The organism is Polynucleobacter sp. MWH-Loch1C5, assembly GCF_018881775.1.
Classification (GTDB): domain Bacteria; phylum Pseudomonadota; class Gammaproteobacteria; order Burkholderiales; family Burkholderiaceae; genus Polynucleobacter.
On record NZ_JACVPR010000001.1, the window covers coordinates 1,573,299 to 1,587,686 of the forward strand.

A 14,388-nucleotide genomic window follows, 5' to 3' on the forward strand; every position below is an offset into this window, starting at 1 on the left:
GGAAATTATGAAACGTATCGTTCTAGCATTGGCTCTCGCAGGTATTTCATTTACAGCCGCAGCCGGTGATGTTAAGCGTGGTGGTGAATTGGTCAATAAAAGTGGCTGTATCGCCTGTCACGGTGAGGGCTTAAACAAACCTATCGCCCCTGAATATCCTAAGTTGGCTGGTCAATATGCGGATTACCTTTACTATGCATTGAAGGCCTATAAGGTCACCAATAACCCGAATATCGGTCGCAGTAATGCCATCATGGCTGCTCAGGTGACTCAGTTTACGGACAAAGACTTGCGTGATATGGCCGCTTATATGGCTAGCCTGCCAGGCAACTTGGTCATGAAAAAATAAGTTGCTAGATGACTTGAAAAAGGCTGCTTAGGCAGCCTTTTTAGTCATAAAAAACAGTAACTTAAGTTATTTATCTAGAAATTACTTTGACTTATTTGGCGGCCAATTGACCTTGTAAAAGGTGTTCTTTCATGAGTTTTTCTGCCTTTTCTCCGTCTCGTGCGAGGAGGGCGGCTAGAATCTTCCGGTGTTCTAAAAGCGAGTTTTCAAGTCGCCCCCGTTTACTAAGGGAGTCCCGTCTTTGAAGCTTTAGAACTTTACGAAGGTCATTGATGACGTTTCTCATCCATTGGTTAGCGCAAATGTCTTGAATTTTGTCGTGGAAAGACTGGTTAATCGCAAAAAATAGGTCTAGATCTCGATCTGCTGCAGCTCGTTCCAGTTTTAAGTGGATGGAATCTAGCTCTTCCAGTTGTTTTTCAGATGCCTTTTGCGCTGTTTCACGGCAGGCTTGACCCTCGAGGAGGGCTAGAACCGTAAAAATCTGACTTAGATCTGCCTTGGAGACTTCCGTGACATAGGCGCCACGCCGCATCCTCATCGTAATTAAGCCTTCTGCGGCCAAAACCTTAATCGCTTCACGCATCGGGGTGCGGCTAATGCCATATTGGATAGCCAAGGCCTGTTCATCGATCCAGGCGCCTGGTTCGAGTTCATGCGAAAAGATGCTATTTCGCAATCTTTCTGCGACTTCCTCGTACAATGGCTTAGGCGTTAATAAATTTTTTGCATTCATAATTATGAATGCATTAGAATCAATTTGTCAGGTTTTTGTCAAGCCTTTTGGGTTCAATTACATACTATTGATAGCAGTCATTAAGGGAGTGGGAATGAGTAAGAGTGATGCAAAGTGGCCAGAATTTAGTCAAGCTGATTTAGAGGCTTGGCGTAAAGCGGCAGCTAAGTCTGCTCCGAATGGTGATATCGATGCGCTGGGTTGGAAAACCCCCGACGATATTCAGCTCAAAGCTTTGTACACCGCTGCAGATTCCAAAGACCTGCCTTATGCCAATACCTTGCCAGGATTTGAGCCGTTCTTGCGTGGACCGCAAGCCACGATGTATGCCGTGCGTCCATGGACCATTCGCCAATATGCTGGCTTTTCCACCGCTGAAGAATCGAATGCCTTTTATCGCAAGGCATTAGCAGCCGGTGGTCAAGGCGTATCAGTCGCTTTTGACTTGGCGACCCATCGCGGCTATGACTCCGATCACCCTCGCGTGACTGGCGATGTGGGTAAAGCGGGTGTGGCCATTGACTCGGTCGAGGACATGAAGATCCTTTTTAATCAGATTCCACTCGATAAAGTATCTGTATCCATGACCATGAACGGCGCGGTATTGCCGATTTTAGCTGGTTATGTCGTTGCTGCCGAAGAGCAGGGCGTTAAGCAGGATCAGTTATCTGGCACGATTCAGAACGATATTCTCAAAGAGTTCATGGTGCGTAATACCTATATTTACCCACCAGAGCCATCGATGCGCATTATTGGCGACATCATCGAGTACACCTCGCAGAATATGCCTAAGTTCAACTCGATTTCTATTTCGGGTTATCACATGCAAGAAGCCGGTGCGAATCAGGCTTTGGAGCTCGCATTTACCTTAGCTGATGGCAAGGAGTATGTGAAAACTGCCCTCTCTAAAGGATTGGATGTAGATGACTTTGCCGGTCGTTTGTCATTCTTCTTTGCGATTGGCATGAACTTCTACCTAGAGGTCGCAAAATTACGTGCCGCCCGCTTACTCTGGTGGCGCATCATGAAGGAGTTTGGGCCTAAGAATCCCAAATCACTCATGCTCAGAACGCATTGCCAAACATCGGGTTGGTCATTGACTGAGCAAGATCCCTATAACAATATTGTACGTACGACGATTGAAGCCATGGCGGCGGTGTTTGGGGGTACGCAATCGCTCCATACGAATTCTTTTGACGAGGCCATTGCATTACCGACAGAGTTTTCTGCCCGTATTGCGCGTAATACGCAGTTGATTATTCAAGAAGAGACACATATCACCAATGTGGTTGATCCATGGGCTGGCTCATACATGATGGAAAAGCTCACTCAGGAGATGGCTGATAAAGCTTGGGAAATTATCCAAGAAGTTGAAGCCATGGGCGGGATGACCAAAGCCGTGGAAAGCGGTTGGGCCAAACTGAAGATTGAGGCGGCAGCTGCAGAGAAACAAGCGCGTATTGACTCTGGTAAAGATGTGATTGTGGGCGTGAATAAATACAAGCTCGCTAAAGAAGATGCTATTGATATCTTGGAAGTCGATAACAACAAGGTACGAGAGGCACAGATTGCGCGTCTGAAAGAGATCAAAACCAAACGCGATCCGAAGAAAGTACAGGCAGCACTTGATGCATTAACCCATGCGGCAGAGACCAATACAGGTAATTTGTTAGGTTTAGCGATTGACGCGATTCGTTTGCGCGCTACAGTGGGTGAAGTATCAGATGCTTTAGAGAAAGTTTACGGGCGCCATCGCGCCGATACACAAAAGGTGACCGGAGTGTACGCTGCTGCATATGATTCAGCCGAAGGCTGGGAAAAACTCAAAGGTGAAATCGCTGATTTCGCTAAAGACCATGGCCGTCGTCCACGTGTCATGATTGCTAAATTAGGCCAAGACGGTCACGATCGTGGCGCTAAAGTGGTCGCTACTGCTTTCGCTGATCTTGGCTTTGATGTGGATATGGGCCCCTTGTTCCAGACGCCTGAAGAGTGCGCACGCCAAGCGATTGAAAATGATGTGCATGCCGTGGGTATTTCAACCTTAGCTGCAGGCCATAAGACTTTGGTGCCGGCCATTATTGCTGAGCTAAAGAAGCAGGGTGCCGATGACATTATTGTGTTCGTGGGTGGTGTGATTCCTCGTCAGGACTACGACTTCCTCTACGAAGCAGGGGTCAAGGGTATTTATGGTCCGGGCACGCCCATTCCAGCATCCGCTAAAGATGTTTTGGAGCAGATTCGTTTAGCCAGTCAATAAACCAGAGAGCATTGTGCAAGCGACTGAGCAAATTCTGTTTGATGCCATCTGTGGCCCACAGGCTACAGATGGACCCGCTCAGCGTCGCGCTCTGGCAAAAGCCATTACTTTGTTGGAATCCACGCGCAGTGATCATCGTCAGCGCGCTGATGAGTTACTCAATGCAGTTTTACCGCATACTGGTCGTTCGTTTCGCTTGGGTATATCGGGTGTGCCTGGAGTCGGAAAGTCAACTTTCATTGAGGCTCTAGGGCTGTATTTAATTAGCCAAGGTCATCGTGTTGCTGTTTTAGCGATTGATCCATCTTCGACGGTATCCGGTGGTTCGATTTTGGGTGATAAGACTCGCATGGAACAGTTGTCAGTTCATCCCAAGGCTTTTATTCGTCCTAGTCCCTCTTCAGGAACTTTGGGTGGTGTGGCAGAAAAAACGCGTGAAGTCATGCTCATGGCCGAGGCCGCAGGACATGATGTCGTGATTGTGGAAACCGTGGGTGTGGGTCAAAGTGAAACGGCTGTGGCCAATATGACCGATATGTTCACGCTCTTGCAGTTACCCAATGCCGGGGATGATTTACAGGCAATCAAAAAGGGTGTGATGGAGTTGGCTGATTTGGTCTTAATCAATAAAGCGGATATCGATCCTGATGCCGCGACCCGAGCCCAAGCCTACATCACGAGCTCCTTAAGACTTTTTGGCTTACATGGTAATCCTGATCATGCGCATCATGATGAGTCACTTTGGCATCCTCAGGTGATGCGCATGAGTGCGCTCAAGCAAGAGGGGGTGACAGAGTTTTGGGATCAGGTGAAACGTTATCAAGACTTACAAACTAAAAATGGGCGTCTGACCCAGCGTCGCCAGCAACAAGCTCAAGCTTGGATGTGGGAACGTATTGATGCAGGTCTTAAACAGAGATTTAAAGAGCATCCGCAGGTACAAGCGCAATTGGCGCAAATGACTGCAGATGTGAATCGTGGCGTATTAGCAGCATCTGTAGCTGCGAGACGTTTATTAGATTTAATGAAGTAAGGGAGAGCAGCACATGCATGACATCATTCGGCAACTAGAGGCAAAGCGTGAACAAGCACGCTTAGGCGGTGGCCAAAAGCGTATTAATGCGCAACATGGCAAGGGTAAATTGACTGCCCGCGAACGTATTGAGTTACTTCTTGATGAAGGCTCTTTTGAAGAGTGGGATATGTTCGTTGAACATCGTTGTACCGACTTTGGTATGGCCAATGAGTCTGTGCCAGGCGATGGTGTGGTCACAGGTTACGGCATGATTAATGGCCGTTTGGTCTTTGTGTTTTCACAAGACTTCACAGTCTTTGGCGGATCACTGTCTGAAGCGCATGCTGAAAAGATTTGTAAGGTCATGGATCAAGCCATGAAGGTTGGTGCACCAGTGATTGGTTTAAATGATTCAGGGGGTGCGCGTATTCAGGAGGGGGTTGCCTCTTTGGGAGGTTATGCTGAAATCTTCCAACGCAACGTCTCAGCGTCTGGTGTGATTCCACAGATTTCTCTGATCATGGGCCCTAGTGCCGGTGGCGCGGTGTATTCACCCGCTTTGACTGACTTCATCTTTATGGTTAAAGACAGTTCTTATATGTTTGTGACAGGTCCTGAAGTGGTCAAGACGGTGACGCACGAAGAAGTGACTGCTGAAGAACTAGGTGGCGCGATGACTCATTCCACCAAGTCAGGGGTCTGTGACCGCGCATTTGAAAATGATGTAGAAGCGATTTTGATGTTACGTCGCTTCTTTAACTACTTGCCACTCTCTAATAAAGAAAAGCCACCGGTACGTAAAGGCGCTGATAGTGCTGAGCGTTTGGATTATTCACTCGACACTTTGGTGCCTGATAATCCCAACAAGCCGTATGACATGCATGAGCTCATCATGAAAACTGTTGATGACGGTGATTTCTTTGAATTACAACCTGATTACGCAAAAAATATCATCATTGGTTTTGCGCGTATCGAAGGTCAGACGGTCGGTATCGTTGCCAATCAGCCTTTGGTCTTAGCAGGCTGTTTGGATATTAAATCTTCGATCAAAGCGGCACGTTTTGTGCGTTTTTGTGATGCCTTCAATATTCCTGTGGTGACTTTTGTGGACGTTCCCGGTTTTATGCCAGGCACTGCGCAAGAGTACGGTGGCATTATCAAACACGGTGCGAAGTTGCTCTACGCCTATGCTGAATGTACCGTGCCCAAGATCACAGTCATTACTCGTAAAGCTTATGGGGGTGCTTATGACGTGATGGCTTCTAAGCATTTACGAGGGGATGTTAACTTTGCTTGGCCATCTGCAGAGATTGCAGTGATGGGACCGAAAGGCGCTGTAGAAATTATCTTCAGAGAAGAAAAATCCGACCCTGCCAAATTGGCAGAGCGTGAGGCTGAATACAAGGCTAAGTTTGCTAATCCTTTTGTCGCCGGTCGTCGTGGATACATCGATGATGTGATCATGCCCCATGAGACTCGTAAACGAGTGGCGCGTTCTTTAGCGATGTTGAAAGACAAAGAGCTTGAGAACCCATGGCGCAAGCACGGCAACATTCCTCTGTAACCGATTAAGAAAGAAGCAATATGTTTAAGAAGATTTTGATTGCAAACCGCGGCGAGATTGCTTGTCGCGTTATCAAAACCGCACGCAAGATGGGTATTAAGACAGTGGCGGTTTATTCAGAAGCGGATAAGGATGCGCGTCATGTCGAGTTAGCTGATGAGTCGGTATGTATCGGCCCAGCCCCCTCACGCGAATCCTACCTGGTGATGGATAACATCATTAAAGCTTGTAAAGATACAGGTGCTGAAGCGGTTCATCCGGGATACGGTTTCTTGTCTGAGAACGAGGCTTTTGCTAAGCGCCTAGAAGAAGAGGGCATCATCTTTATTGGCCCCAAGCATTATTCAATTGCTGCTATGGGTGACAAGATTGCTTCGAAAAAGTTAGCTAATGAAGCAAAAGTCAATACGATTCCGGGTTACAACGAGGCGATTGAAACCCCAGAAAAAGCAGTAGAAATTGCTAAAGGTATCGGTTATCCAGTGATGATCAAAGCCTCTGCAGGCGGTGGTGGTAAGGGTTTGCGTGTAGCTTTTAATGATAAGGAAGCCTTTGAAGGTTTCTCAGCTTGTCGTAATGAAGCACGCAATAGCTTTGGTGATGATCGTGTCTTTATTGAAAAGTTTGTCGAAGAGCCTCGCCATATTGAGATTCAGGTACTGGGTGATGCGCATGGTAATGCGGTCTACCTGTGGGAGCGTGAGTGTTCGATCCAGCGTCGCCATCAAAAAGTCATTGAAGAGGCGCCTTCACCATTTATTAGTGATGAAACGCGCAAGGCCATGGGTGAGCAGGCGGTAGCACTGGCCAAAGCTGTTAAATATCAATCAGCCGGTACTGTTGAGTTTGTAGTAGGTAAGGATCAATCTTTCTACTTCCTTGAGATGAATACTCGTTTACAGGTCGAGCATCCGGTGACTGAAGCGATTACGGGCTTAGATTTAGTAGAGCAAATGATTCGCGTGGCTGCAGGTGAAAAACTGTCATTCAAGCAATCTGATATTCAGCGTACGGGTTGGGCGATGGAGTGCCGTATTAATGCGGAAGATCCTTACCGTAACTTTTTGCCTTCCACCGGTCGCTTGGTTCGTTATCAGCCTCCTGCGGAAGTGGACGGGGTACGTGTAGATACAGGTGTCTATGAAGGTGGTGAGATTCCGATGTATTACGACTCGATGATTGCAAAGTTGATTGTGCATGGTGAAAATCGTCTTGATGCGATTACGAAAATGCGTCGCGCCCTCAATGAGTTTGTGATTCGCGGCATTCATTCGAATATCCCATTCCAGGCAGCCTTGATGCAGCATCCTCGCTTTATTTCCGGAGACTTCAATACCGGTTTTATTGCTGAGCAGTTCCCTCATGGTTTTAGAGCCACGGATGTAAAGCCTGAAGATCCGCACCTCATGGCAGCATTGGCGACTGCAGTTCACCGTCGCTACCTTGATCGTGCAGCGGGTATTTATGGCCAATTAGAGGGTCATGAAGTCAAAATTTCTACCGATTTTGTCGTGGCTACTGGTGAAGTAGGCAAGATGGAGTACGTGAACACGGAGATTCATGACAATCATCATGGTTATGACATCACAGTAGGTGGCAAAAAATACAGCATTGATACCGATTGGAATCCGGGTCAAATTATCTATCGTGCCTCGGTCAATGGTCAGACAATCTCTGCTCAAGTCGAGCGTATGGGACTTGCTTATCGTGTGCAATATAACGGTGTGCGAGTAGATGCTTTAGTGCTCTCACCAGAGGGTGCTGAGATGCAAAAGCTCATGTTGTACAAAGAGCCGCCCGATATGTCGAAATTCTTACTATCACCCATGCCCGGTCTCTTAGTGGATGTGGCCGTAAGCGTCGGACAGAAAGTTGAGGCGGGTCAGCGTTTGGCCGCGATTGAGGCTATGAAGATGGAAAACGTTCTGGTGGCTACTCAAGATGGTGTGGTTGCTGAAGTCATGGCTGCTAAGGGCGAAAGCTTGGCAGTTGATCAACCCATTATTCGATTTGAGTGAGCTAGCATGACACGACCATTCAAAATTTTAGGTATTCAGCAAGTCGCTATTGGCGGCCCTGACAAAAAACGTCTACAGACTTTGTGGGTGGATATGTTGGGTCTGGAGGTGACGGGTACTTTTCAGTCTGAGCGAGAGAATGTCGACGAGGATATTTGTGCCATGGGTCAGGGCCCTTACAAGGTAGAAGTCGATTTGATGCAACCTATGGATCCGGAGAAAAAACCAGCGGTTCATACGACACCGCTGAACCACATTGGCTTATGGGTCGATAATTTGCCTGTGGCTGTTGAGTGGCTGACTGCCCAAGGTGTGCGTTTTGCACCTGGCGGAATACGCAAGGGTGCAGCAGGCTATGACATTACTTTCTTGCATCCCAAAGCCAGTGATGAATTTCCAATCGCTGGCGAGGGGGTTTTGATTGAATTAGTTCAGGCGCCACCTGAAGTCATCAGCGCTCTTTCCTAAAACAACGCATCTTTAATCAGGTCTCAAAGCAGGGGATTCCACTGCTTTGGGACATTTTTCTTTGGTAAGGGCATAATGTCAGTTCCGTCAAAAAAATATTGACGATTAATATTTATAACTAATTGTATTTGCAGGAGTTTTCATGTCCAACTTGCCACAAGGCATGGTTATCAATGCCGAAGTAACCCCAGAATTTGCCACTATTTTGACCCCTGAAGCCCTCGCTTTAGTTGCTAAATTACACCGTACTTTTGAACCACGTCGTCAAGAACTGCTCAAAGCACGTGTGGAGCGTGCCAAGCGTTTGGACGCCGGTGAGAAGCCAGACTTCCTGCCCGAAACTAAACATATTCGTGAAGGTGATTGGAAAGTGGCTCCTATTCCAGCAGCTTTGCAGTGTCGTCGCGTAGAAATCACGGGTCCTGTTGAAGCCAAAATGGTGATCAATGCCTTTAACTCCGGCGCAGACTCTTACATGACTGACTTTGAAGATTCAAACAGCCCAAGCTGGGTGAATCAGATCCAAGGTCAAATCAATATGAAAAAAGCGATTCGTCGCGAACTACAGCTTGAGCAAAATGGCAAGCTGTATAAATTGAACGACAAGATTGCTACTTTGCAAGTTCGTCCACGTGGCTGGCACTTAGACGAAAAACACGTGACTGTGGATGGTCAGCGTGTTTCAGGCGGTATCTTTGATTTCGCCTTATTCCTATTCCATAACGCCAAAGAGCAAATTGCTCGTGGTGCAGGTCCATTCTTCTACTTACCAAAAATGGAAAGCCATTTAGAGGCACGTTTGTGGAATGACATTTTCTGCATGGCTCAAGATGAGATTGGTTTGCCACGTGGCACGATCAAAGCGACTGTTTTGATTGAGACGATCTTGGCGGCCTTTGAAATGGATGAAATCCTTTATGAGTTGCGTGAGCACAGCGCTGGTTTGAACGCCGGTCGTTGGGACTACATCTTCTCTTGCATCAAGAAATTCAAGGTAGACAAGAGCTTCTGTTTGGCTGACCGTGCCAAAGTCACGATGACTTCTCCATTCATGCGAGCCTATGCACTCTTGCTCTTGAAGACCTGCCATAAGCGTGGTGCCCCTGCGATTGGCGGTATGAGTGCCTTGATTCCGATTAAGAATGATCCTGAGAAAAATGCGATTGCTATGCAGGGCATTATTAACGACAAAAAGCGTGATGCTACCGATGGTTACGATGGTGGTTGGGTGGCGCACCCAGGTTTGGTTGAGCCTGCGATGGCTGAGTTCAAAGCTGTTTTGGGTGATAAACCTAATCAATTCGAAAAGCAAAAACCTGAAGTCAATGTCACAGCTGCTGATTTGTTGAACTTCCAACCAGAAACACCGATTACTGAAGCGGGCTTGCGTATGAATATCAATGTGGGTATTCATTATTTGGGTGCTTGGTTAGCCGGTAATGGTTGCGTGCCAATTCATAACTTGATGGAAGATGCAGCAACAGCTGAAATCAGCCGTTCACAGGTGTGGCAGTGGATTCGTTCACCCAAAGGTGTGCTTGAAGATGGTCGTAAAGTGACTGCCGAAATGGTGCGTGCTTTGATCGCTGAAGAGTTGCCGAAAGTCAAAGCCAGTGGTGCGATGGGTCATTTTGACCGTGCTGCGGAGATTTTTGATGTGATGAGTACGAGTGAGAAATTTGAAGAGTTCTTGACTCTGCCTTTATACGAGGAAATCTAATTGCTCATTCTGGCCATCGACACCTCGACACAGTGGTGTTCAGTGGCCTTGTTGCAAGCGCAAGGAGGCGATCGACGATCGGCCTCCTTGTTGTTTGAGCGCCATGAAGATGTAGGGCCTGCGGCTAGCCAAAAAGTACTGGACTGGGTTGAGCAGGCATGTTCAGAAGCTAAGATTGTCTTAGCGGATCTTGATGCCCTGGCTATTGGTGTTGGTCCAGGGGCCTTCACGGGGATTCGAATTGCAGTCGGTATTGGGCAAGGCTTGGCCCTGGGCTTAAACAAACCCTGTATACCGATTGTTTCTCTTGATGCTATGGCTTGGGAAGCGGTTCATCAATCAGGTCACCATGCTTATGCAGGTCAAACGCTTTGTGTCGCTAGTGATGCGCGTATGCAAGAGATCTATTGGGCCTACTATGAGGTCGATTCTGCAGGTCGTATTCAAAGGCAAGGTGAAATTCATCTCTCGAGCCCTGATGATTTAGCAGCACAATTAGACGCGTACTCAGCTATCCCTGTAGGGTCAGCTTTTTCAGTGTATGCCTCACACTTTAAGAGCCTGTCAGAGACGACTCATCACTCCTCTGTGATACTCCCTAGGGCCCGAGCTCTAGCCTATTTAGCATTAGATAATCCTGTGCGCCTTTCTGCTGAAGATTTAGAGCCCCTTTATATTCGTAATAAGGTCGCATTCACCTTAGCTGAGCGTGGTCAGCCACTTTAGTCATGAATATCAAATTGCTCGCCATGGAATTAAAAGACCTCGATTTGGTCTTGGCCATCGAGCAAGCCTCGCATGCCTTTCCTTGGACTAGGGGCCATTTTCAGGATGCTTTAAGCGCGGGTTACTGGTCCTATGTTTTATGGGAATTAGATGAAGCCCATCATCCACAGAAAATGCTCGGTTATTTGGTGCTTATGACAGTGTTAGACGAATTGCATTTGTTAAATATCACGATTGATCCAAACTATCGCCGCCGGGGACTAGCACAAAAAAGTTTGCAAATGATCGATGATGTTGCCCGACAGGAAAATATCAGCACTGTATTTCTCGAGGTTCGGGAAAGTAATTTGCCAGCACGTGCTTTGTATGAGCAGATTGGATTTGAAGCTTTGGCGGTACGCAAGGATTATTATCCTGCTGAGGATGGCCGCGAGCATGCAGTCGTGATGAAGAAAAACTTAGCTTTAGGAAATTAAGTCATGTCCCATGATGAGTACTTACAAGAAATGGGTATTAGCACTTGGTATTTGCGCCAAGGCGAGATGCCGCAAGCTCAGGCTGCACAAAATTCGACAACTGCTGCACAGCTAGATCCTGTCCAACAAGATGTGAAGTCAAACGCACCAGGGTTGTCCCCATGGGTCTTTATTGTTGATGATTTAACAGGTGACGCAGCACTGTTGTTTGAGCGAATTCTGGCTTCTTTATATCTCACGCGATCTGATATTCAATGCCTATCGAGTCAGCAAATGAATCAAATCGATATTCAGTCAGCCGGGGTGGTGGTGGCTATGGGTAGTTTATTGCCCAAGAAATTGTTGCAGATCGATGAAGCCTTTGAAGACATCAGGGGTACTGTCGAATCTGTAGAGATTAGTGGTCATGAATTGCCGATCGTTTTTACTGATCATCCAGCTCATCTACTCAAGCATGCACAGGATAAGGCCAAAACTTGGCAAGACCTGATCCTGGCGCGTTCTTTGATTATTTGATTAGTGGTGTTTTTCTTCGCCGATCAGGTGAAGCGAATCGTATTCTGCCTGATTGCGTCGATGCCAACGCATGATCTGAATCATGACTAGACACACGAAGCTACCAAACAATACGATGACGATAGAAATCGGTACATCGAGCCAAATCAGAAGGGCATAGAGACAGAGCATCGACAGAACGGAGAGATTTTCATTGAAGTTCTGTACAGCAATCGAGTGACCGGCTGACAAGAGTACGTGGCCGCGGTGTTGTAAAAGCGCATTCATGGGTACGACAAAATAGCCTGACATCCAGCCAATTGTGATCAAGAACACATAGGCAATCAATAAGTGCAACTGGATCTTAAATAAGCCGAGGTTGACCGCGACATCGGGTATCAGATCCTTACGGTAAATGGCCATGAGCATCACGAGTGCGCCCATGATTACGCCGTAAATCAAGACATTTAAAGCTTTCTTGAGCGGTACTCGAGCCGCAGCCCAGACAGCACCACCTGCGACACCAAAGGCAACGACTGCTTGGAGGATTGCGCCTTGGGATAAGTTCATTCCTAAAGCGTATTCGGCCCACTTCAAGACAATAAATTGCAGGGTTGCACCTGCACCCCAGAACAGGGTGGTGACGGCTAAAGAGATTTGCCCAAGACGGTCATTCCAAAGTGTTTTAAAGCAATGCTCAAAATCTTTGATGAGTTTGATCGGGTTTTTCTCTTGTTGTGGATAGCGTGCGCCAGTATCTGGAATTCTGAGGTTAAAGAGTGCTGCAATCAGGTAAATAAATGCGATTACAGCAATCGCAGCTTCTGGACCTGTATCAATACCGGTCTCGAATCGGGGTAGGTCGATGCTGAGTAGAGATAGGGTGACCGCATCGGAAATCAGCACTCCCCCTAAAACAGTACCCAAAATGATGGAGCCTACCGTCAAACCCTCAATCCAGCCATTAGCGACTACCAATTTCTCTGCAGGTAGAAGTTCGGTCAAAATGCCGTACTTGGCTGGAGAGTAGGCTGCAGCACCAAAGCCAACGATTGCATAAGCTAAGAGGGGGTGAGCGCTAAACAGCATGGCCAAACAGCCCACAATTTTGATGCTGTTCGTGAGAAACATCACGCGACCTTTGGGCCGTGAATCAGCAAAAGCACCAACAAAAGCGGCGAGTAAGACGTAAGACAGTACGAAGAATAATTTGAGCAGTGGGGTCATCCATGCGGGTGCATGGAGTTGGTATAGCAAGGCAATCGCAGCGATGAGCAGCGCATTGTCGGCCAGCGACGAAAAAAATTGCGCGGCCATAATTGTGTAAAAACCTGGTTTCATTCGTACAATCTAGTTATTAACGTGCCATTAAACCACGAAAGAGAGAAAGTTCTGTCAAGACCGATCATTGCCCATATCCACACTGATGCCATGGCTCACAATTTGGCCTTGGTGCGTGCTTACGCGCCTAAAGCCAAAGTCTGGTCTGTGATCAAAGCCAACGCCTATGGCCATACGATTGAGGCTGCTGCACGGGGCTTTGCCGCCACAGACGGGTTTGCCTTGCTCGATCTTGCAGAAGCCAAGCGCTTGCGCGAGACTGGTTGGCAGGGGCCGATTCTTTTGCTGGAGGGTTTATTTGCTCAAGAAGATTTATTTGCGATGAGGGACTTGGCCTGTGACTGTGTGGTTCATGAGTGGCGCCAAGTGGATTGGCTCGAAAACATGGTCGATGCCCCGCAGTTCTCTGGTGCTCGCCCCCACATTTATCTAAAAATGAATACGGGTATGAATCGTCTGGGTTTTAGACCTGATGACTATTTACAAGTGTGGCAGCGCTTGCATGGCCTGGGTTTTGAGATCACTCATATGACCCATTTTGCGAATGCTGATTACGATGATCGTCAGCCAAGTGTAGATGCTCAGTACCAAACCCTTGAGAAAGTCGTAGCAGATTTGCCGGGGCTTCGTACGGTCGCCAATTCCGCGACCCTCATTTGGCACCCACAGATTCCGTCTGATTGGGTGCGGCCCGGCATTATGTTGTACGGGGCATCTCCATCCGGAGCGTCCTCTGATATTGAGGGTTTGGGTCTGAAGCCCACCATGAGTTTGCGCTCGGAAGTCATCGCGCTACAACATTTATCAGCCGGGGAGAGCGTGGGCTATGGTTCACGCTATAAAACGGATGTCCCTATTCGGATTGCGGTGGTGGCCTGTGGTTACGCTGACGGTTATCCTAGGCATGCGGCCGACGGCACACCGGTATGGATATCTGGACCCGCGGGACAATGGTCCACAGGACGTTCATGCCCGATGGCGGGGCAGGTATCGATGGATATGATCACCATCGATGTCAGTGATGCGCCTTGGGTCGATGTCGGTACTCCAGTAGAGCTATTTGGGCAATACTTAGCCATTGATGATGTAGCTAATGCCAGTGGCACGATTGGTTACGAGCTGATGTGTGCCATCGCGCAGCGTGTACCGTACCAAATTCGATAAATTTTGAACGGATAAAAAAAGGAGCCGAAGCTCCTTTTGTACTCTTGATGACCCCA

The 14,388-nt window shown here is 47.7% G+C and carries 13 protein-coding genes; 11 read left to right on the forward strand and 2 right to left on the reverse strand.

Annotation, left to right across the window (positions count from 1 at the left end):
• The first annotated feature begins 7 nt into the window (after positions 1-7).
• Complete coding sequence (locus ICE94_RS08135) at positions 8-349, forward strand: c-type cytochrome (RefSeq protein WP_216150706.1); 342 nt, start codon at positions 8-10, stop codon at positions 347-349.
• Positions 350-440: 91 nt separating this feature from the next.
• Here the strand turns inward: ICE94_RS08135 and ICE94_RS08140 are convergent, their stop codons facing one another.
• Positions 441-1,085, reverse strand: coding sequence for a GntR family transcriptional regulator (locus ICE94_RS08140; RefSeq protein ID WP_216150708.1), 645 nt, complete (start codon positions 1,083-1,085; stop codon positions 441-443).
• Between the two features lie 94 nt (positions 1,086-1,179).
• On the opposite strand from ICE94_RS08140, the gene scpA reads away from it, so the two are divergent.
• From scpA to ICE94_RS08185, 9 genes are all read left to right on the forward strand, one after another.
• Positions 1,180-3,345: a methylmalonyl-CoA mutase gene (gene scpA / locus ICE94_RS08145; protein ID WP_216150710.1), complete on the forward strand. Its 2,166-nt coding sequence runs from the start codon at positions 1,180-1,182 to the stop codon at positions 3,343-3,345.
• Between the two features lie 31 nt (positions 3,346-3,376).
• Positions 3,377-4,378 carry a methylmalonyl Co-A mutase-associated GTPase MeaB gene (gene meaB / locus ICE94_RS08150; RefSeq protein ID WP_370623799.1) on the forward strand — a complete coding sequence of 334 codons (1,002 nt, stop codon included), beginning with the start codon at positions 3,377-3,379 and terminating at the stop codon, positions 4,376-4,378.
• 13 nt (positions 4,379-4,391) lie between these two features.
• Positions 4,392-5,924, forward strand: a complete 1,533-nt coding sequence (locus ICE94_RS08155) for an acyl-CoA carboxylase subunit beta (RefSeq protein ID WP_216150712.1) — start codon at positions 4,392-4,394, stop codon at positions 5,922-5,924.
• A gap of 20 nt (positions 5,925-5,944) precedes the next feature.
• Entirely contained in the window at positions 5,945-7,942 is a 1,998-nt protein-coding gene (accC, locus tag ICE94_RS08160) for an acetyl-CoA carboxylase biotin carboxylase subunit (RefSeq protein ID WP_216150713.1), read from the forward strand.
• A gap of 6 nt (positions 7,943-7,948) precedes the next feature.
• On the forward strand, positions 7,949-8,410 hold the full coding sequence (locus ICE94_RS08165) for a VOC family protein (RefSeq protein ID WP_216150715.1): 462 nt from the start codon (positions 7,949-7,951) through the stop codon (positions 8,408-8,410).
• Between the two features lie 142 nt (positions 8,411-8,552).
• The gene (gene aceB, locus ICE94_RS08170; protein ID WP_216150717.1) at positions 8,553-10,130 is read left to right on the forward strand and encodes a malate synthase A; all 1,578 of its coding nucleotides are present in this window, start codon (positions 8,553-8,555) and stop codon (positions 10,128-10,130) included.
• The gene (gene tsaB, locus ICE94_RS08175) at positions 10,131-10,856 is read left to right on the forward strand and encodes a tRNA (adenosine(37)-N6)-threonylcarbamoyltransferase complex dimerization subunit type 1 TsaB (protein WP_216150719.1); all 726 of its coding nucleotides are present in this window, start codon (positions 10,131-10,133) and stop codon (positions 10,854-10,856) included.
• A gap of 2 nt (positions 10,857-10,858) precedes the next feature.
• Positions 10,859-11,332, forward strand: coding sequence for a ribosomal protein S18-alanine N-acetyltransferase (gene rimI, locus ICE94_RS08180; protein WP_216150720.1), 474 nt, complete (start codon positions 10,859-10,861; stop codon positions 11,330-11,332).
• A gap of 3 nt (positions 11,333-11,335) precedes the next feature.
• A complete protein-coding gene (locus ICE94_RS08185; RefSeq protein WP_216150727.1) occupies positions 11,336-11,848 on the forward strand; it encodes a DNA polymerase III subunit psi in 513 nt (170 codons plus the stop codon).
• On the opposite strand, the gene lplT is transcribed toward ICE94_RS08185, so the two are convergent.
• The gene (gene lplT, locus ICE94_RS08190) at positions 11,849-13,168 is read right to left on the reverse strand and encodes a lysophospholipid transporter LplT (RefSeq protein ID WP_216150729.1); all 1,320 of its coding nucleotides are present in this window, start codon (positions 13,166-13,168) and stop codon (positions 11,849-11,851) included.
• 51 nt (positions 13,169-13,219) lie between these two features.
• Between lplT and alr the strand changes: the two genes are divergently transcribed.
• Positions 13,220-14,332, forward strand: a complete 1,113-nt coding sequence (gene alr / locus ICE94_RS08195) for an alanine racemase (RefSeq protein WP_216151088.1) — start codon at positions 13,220-13,222, stop codon at positions 14,330-14,332.
• Positions 14,333-14,388 lie beyond the last annotated feature (56 nt).

Excerpts from the sequence above, each read along its gene's own strand:
- ICE94_RS08135 (WP_216150706.1), top strand. The coding sequence starts at position 8 with ATGAAACGTATCGTTCTAGCATTGGCTCTCGCAGGTATTTCATTTACA.
- accC (WP_216150713.1), top strand. The coding sequence starts at position 5,945 with ATGTTTAAGAAGATTTTGATTGCAAACCGCGGCGAGATTGCTTGTCGC.
- ICE94_RS08155 (WP_216150712.1), top strand. The coding sequence starts at position 4,392 with ATGCATGACATCATTCGGCAACTAGAGGCAAAGCGTGAACAAGCACGC.
- rimI (WP_216150720.1), top strand. The coding sequence starts at position 10,859 with ATGAATATCAAATTGCTCGCCATGGAATTAAAAGACCTCGATTTGGTC.
- aceB (WP_216150717.1), top strand. The coding sequence starts at position 8,553 with ATGTCCAACTTGCCACAAGGCATGGTTATCAATGCCGAAGTAACCCCA.
- ICE94_RS08140 (WP_216150708.1), bottom strand. The coding sequence starts at position 1,085 with ATGAATGCAAAAAATTTATTAACGCCTAAGCCATTGTACGAGGAAGTC.
- ICE94_RS08165 (WP_216150715.1), top strand. The coding sequence starts at position 7,949 with ATGACACGACCATTCAAAATTTTAGGTATTCAGCAAGTCGCTATTGGC.
- ICE94_RS08185 (WP_216150727.1), top strand. The coding sequence starts at position 11,336 with ATGTCCCATGATGAGTACTTACAAGAAATGGGTATTAGCACTTGGTAT.
- scpA (WP_216150710.1), top strand. The coding sequence starts at position 1,180 with ATGAGTAAGAGTGATGCAAAGTGGCCAGAATTTAGTCAAGCTGATTTA.
- lplT (WP_216150729.1), bottom strand. The coding sequence starts at position 13,168 with ATGAAACCAGGTTTTTACACAATTATGGCCGCGCAATTTTTTTCGTCG.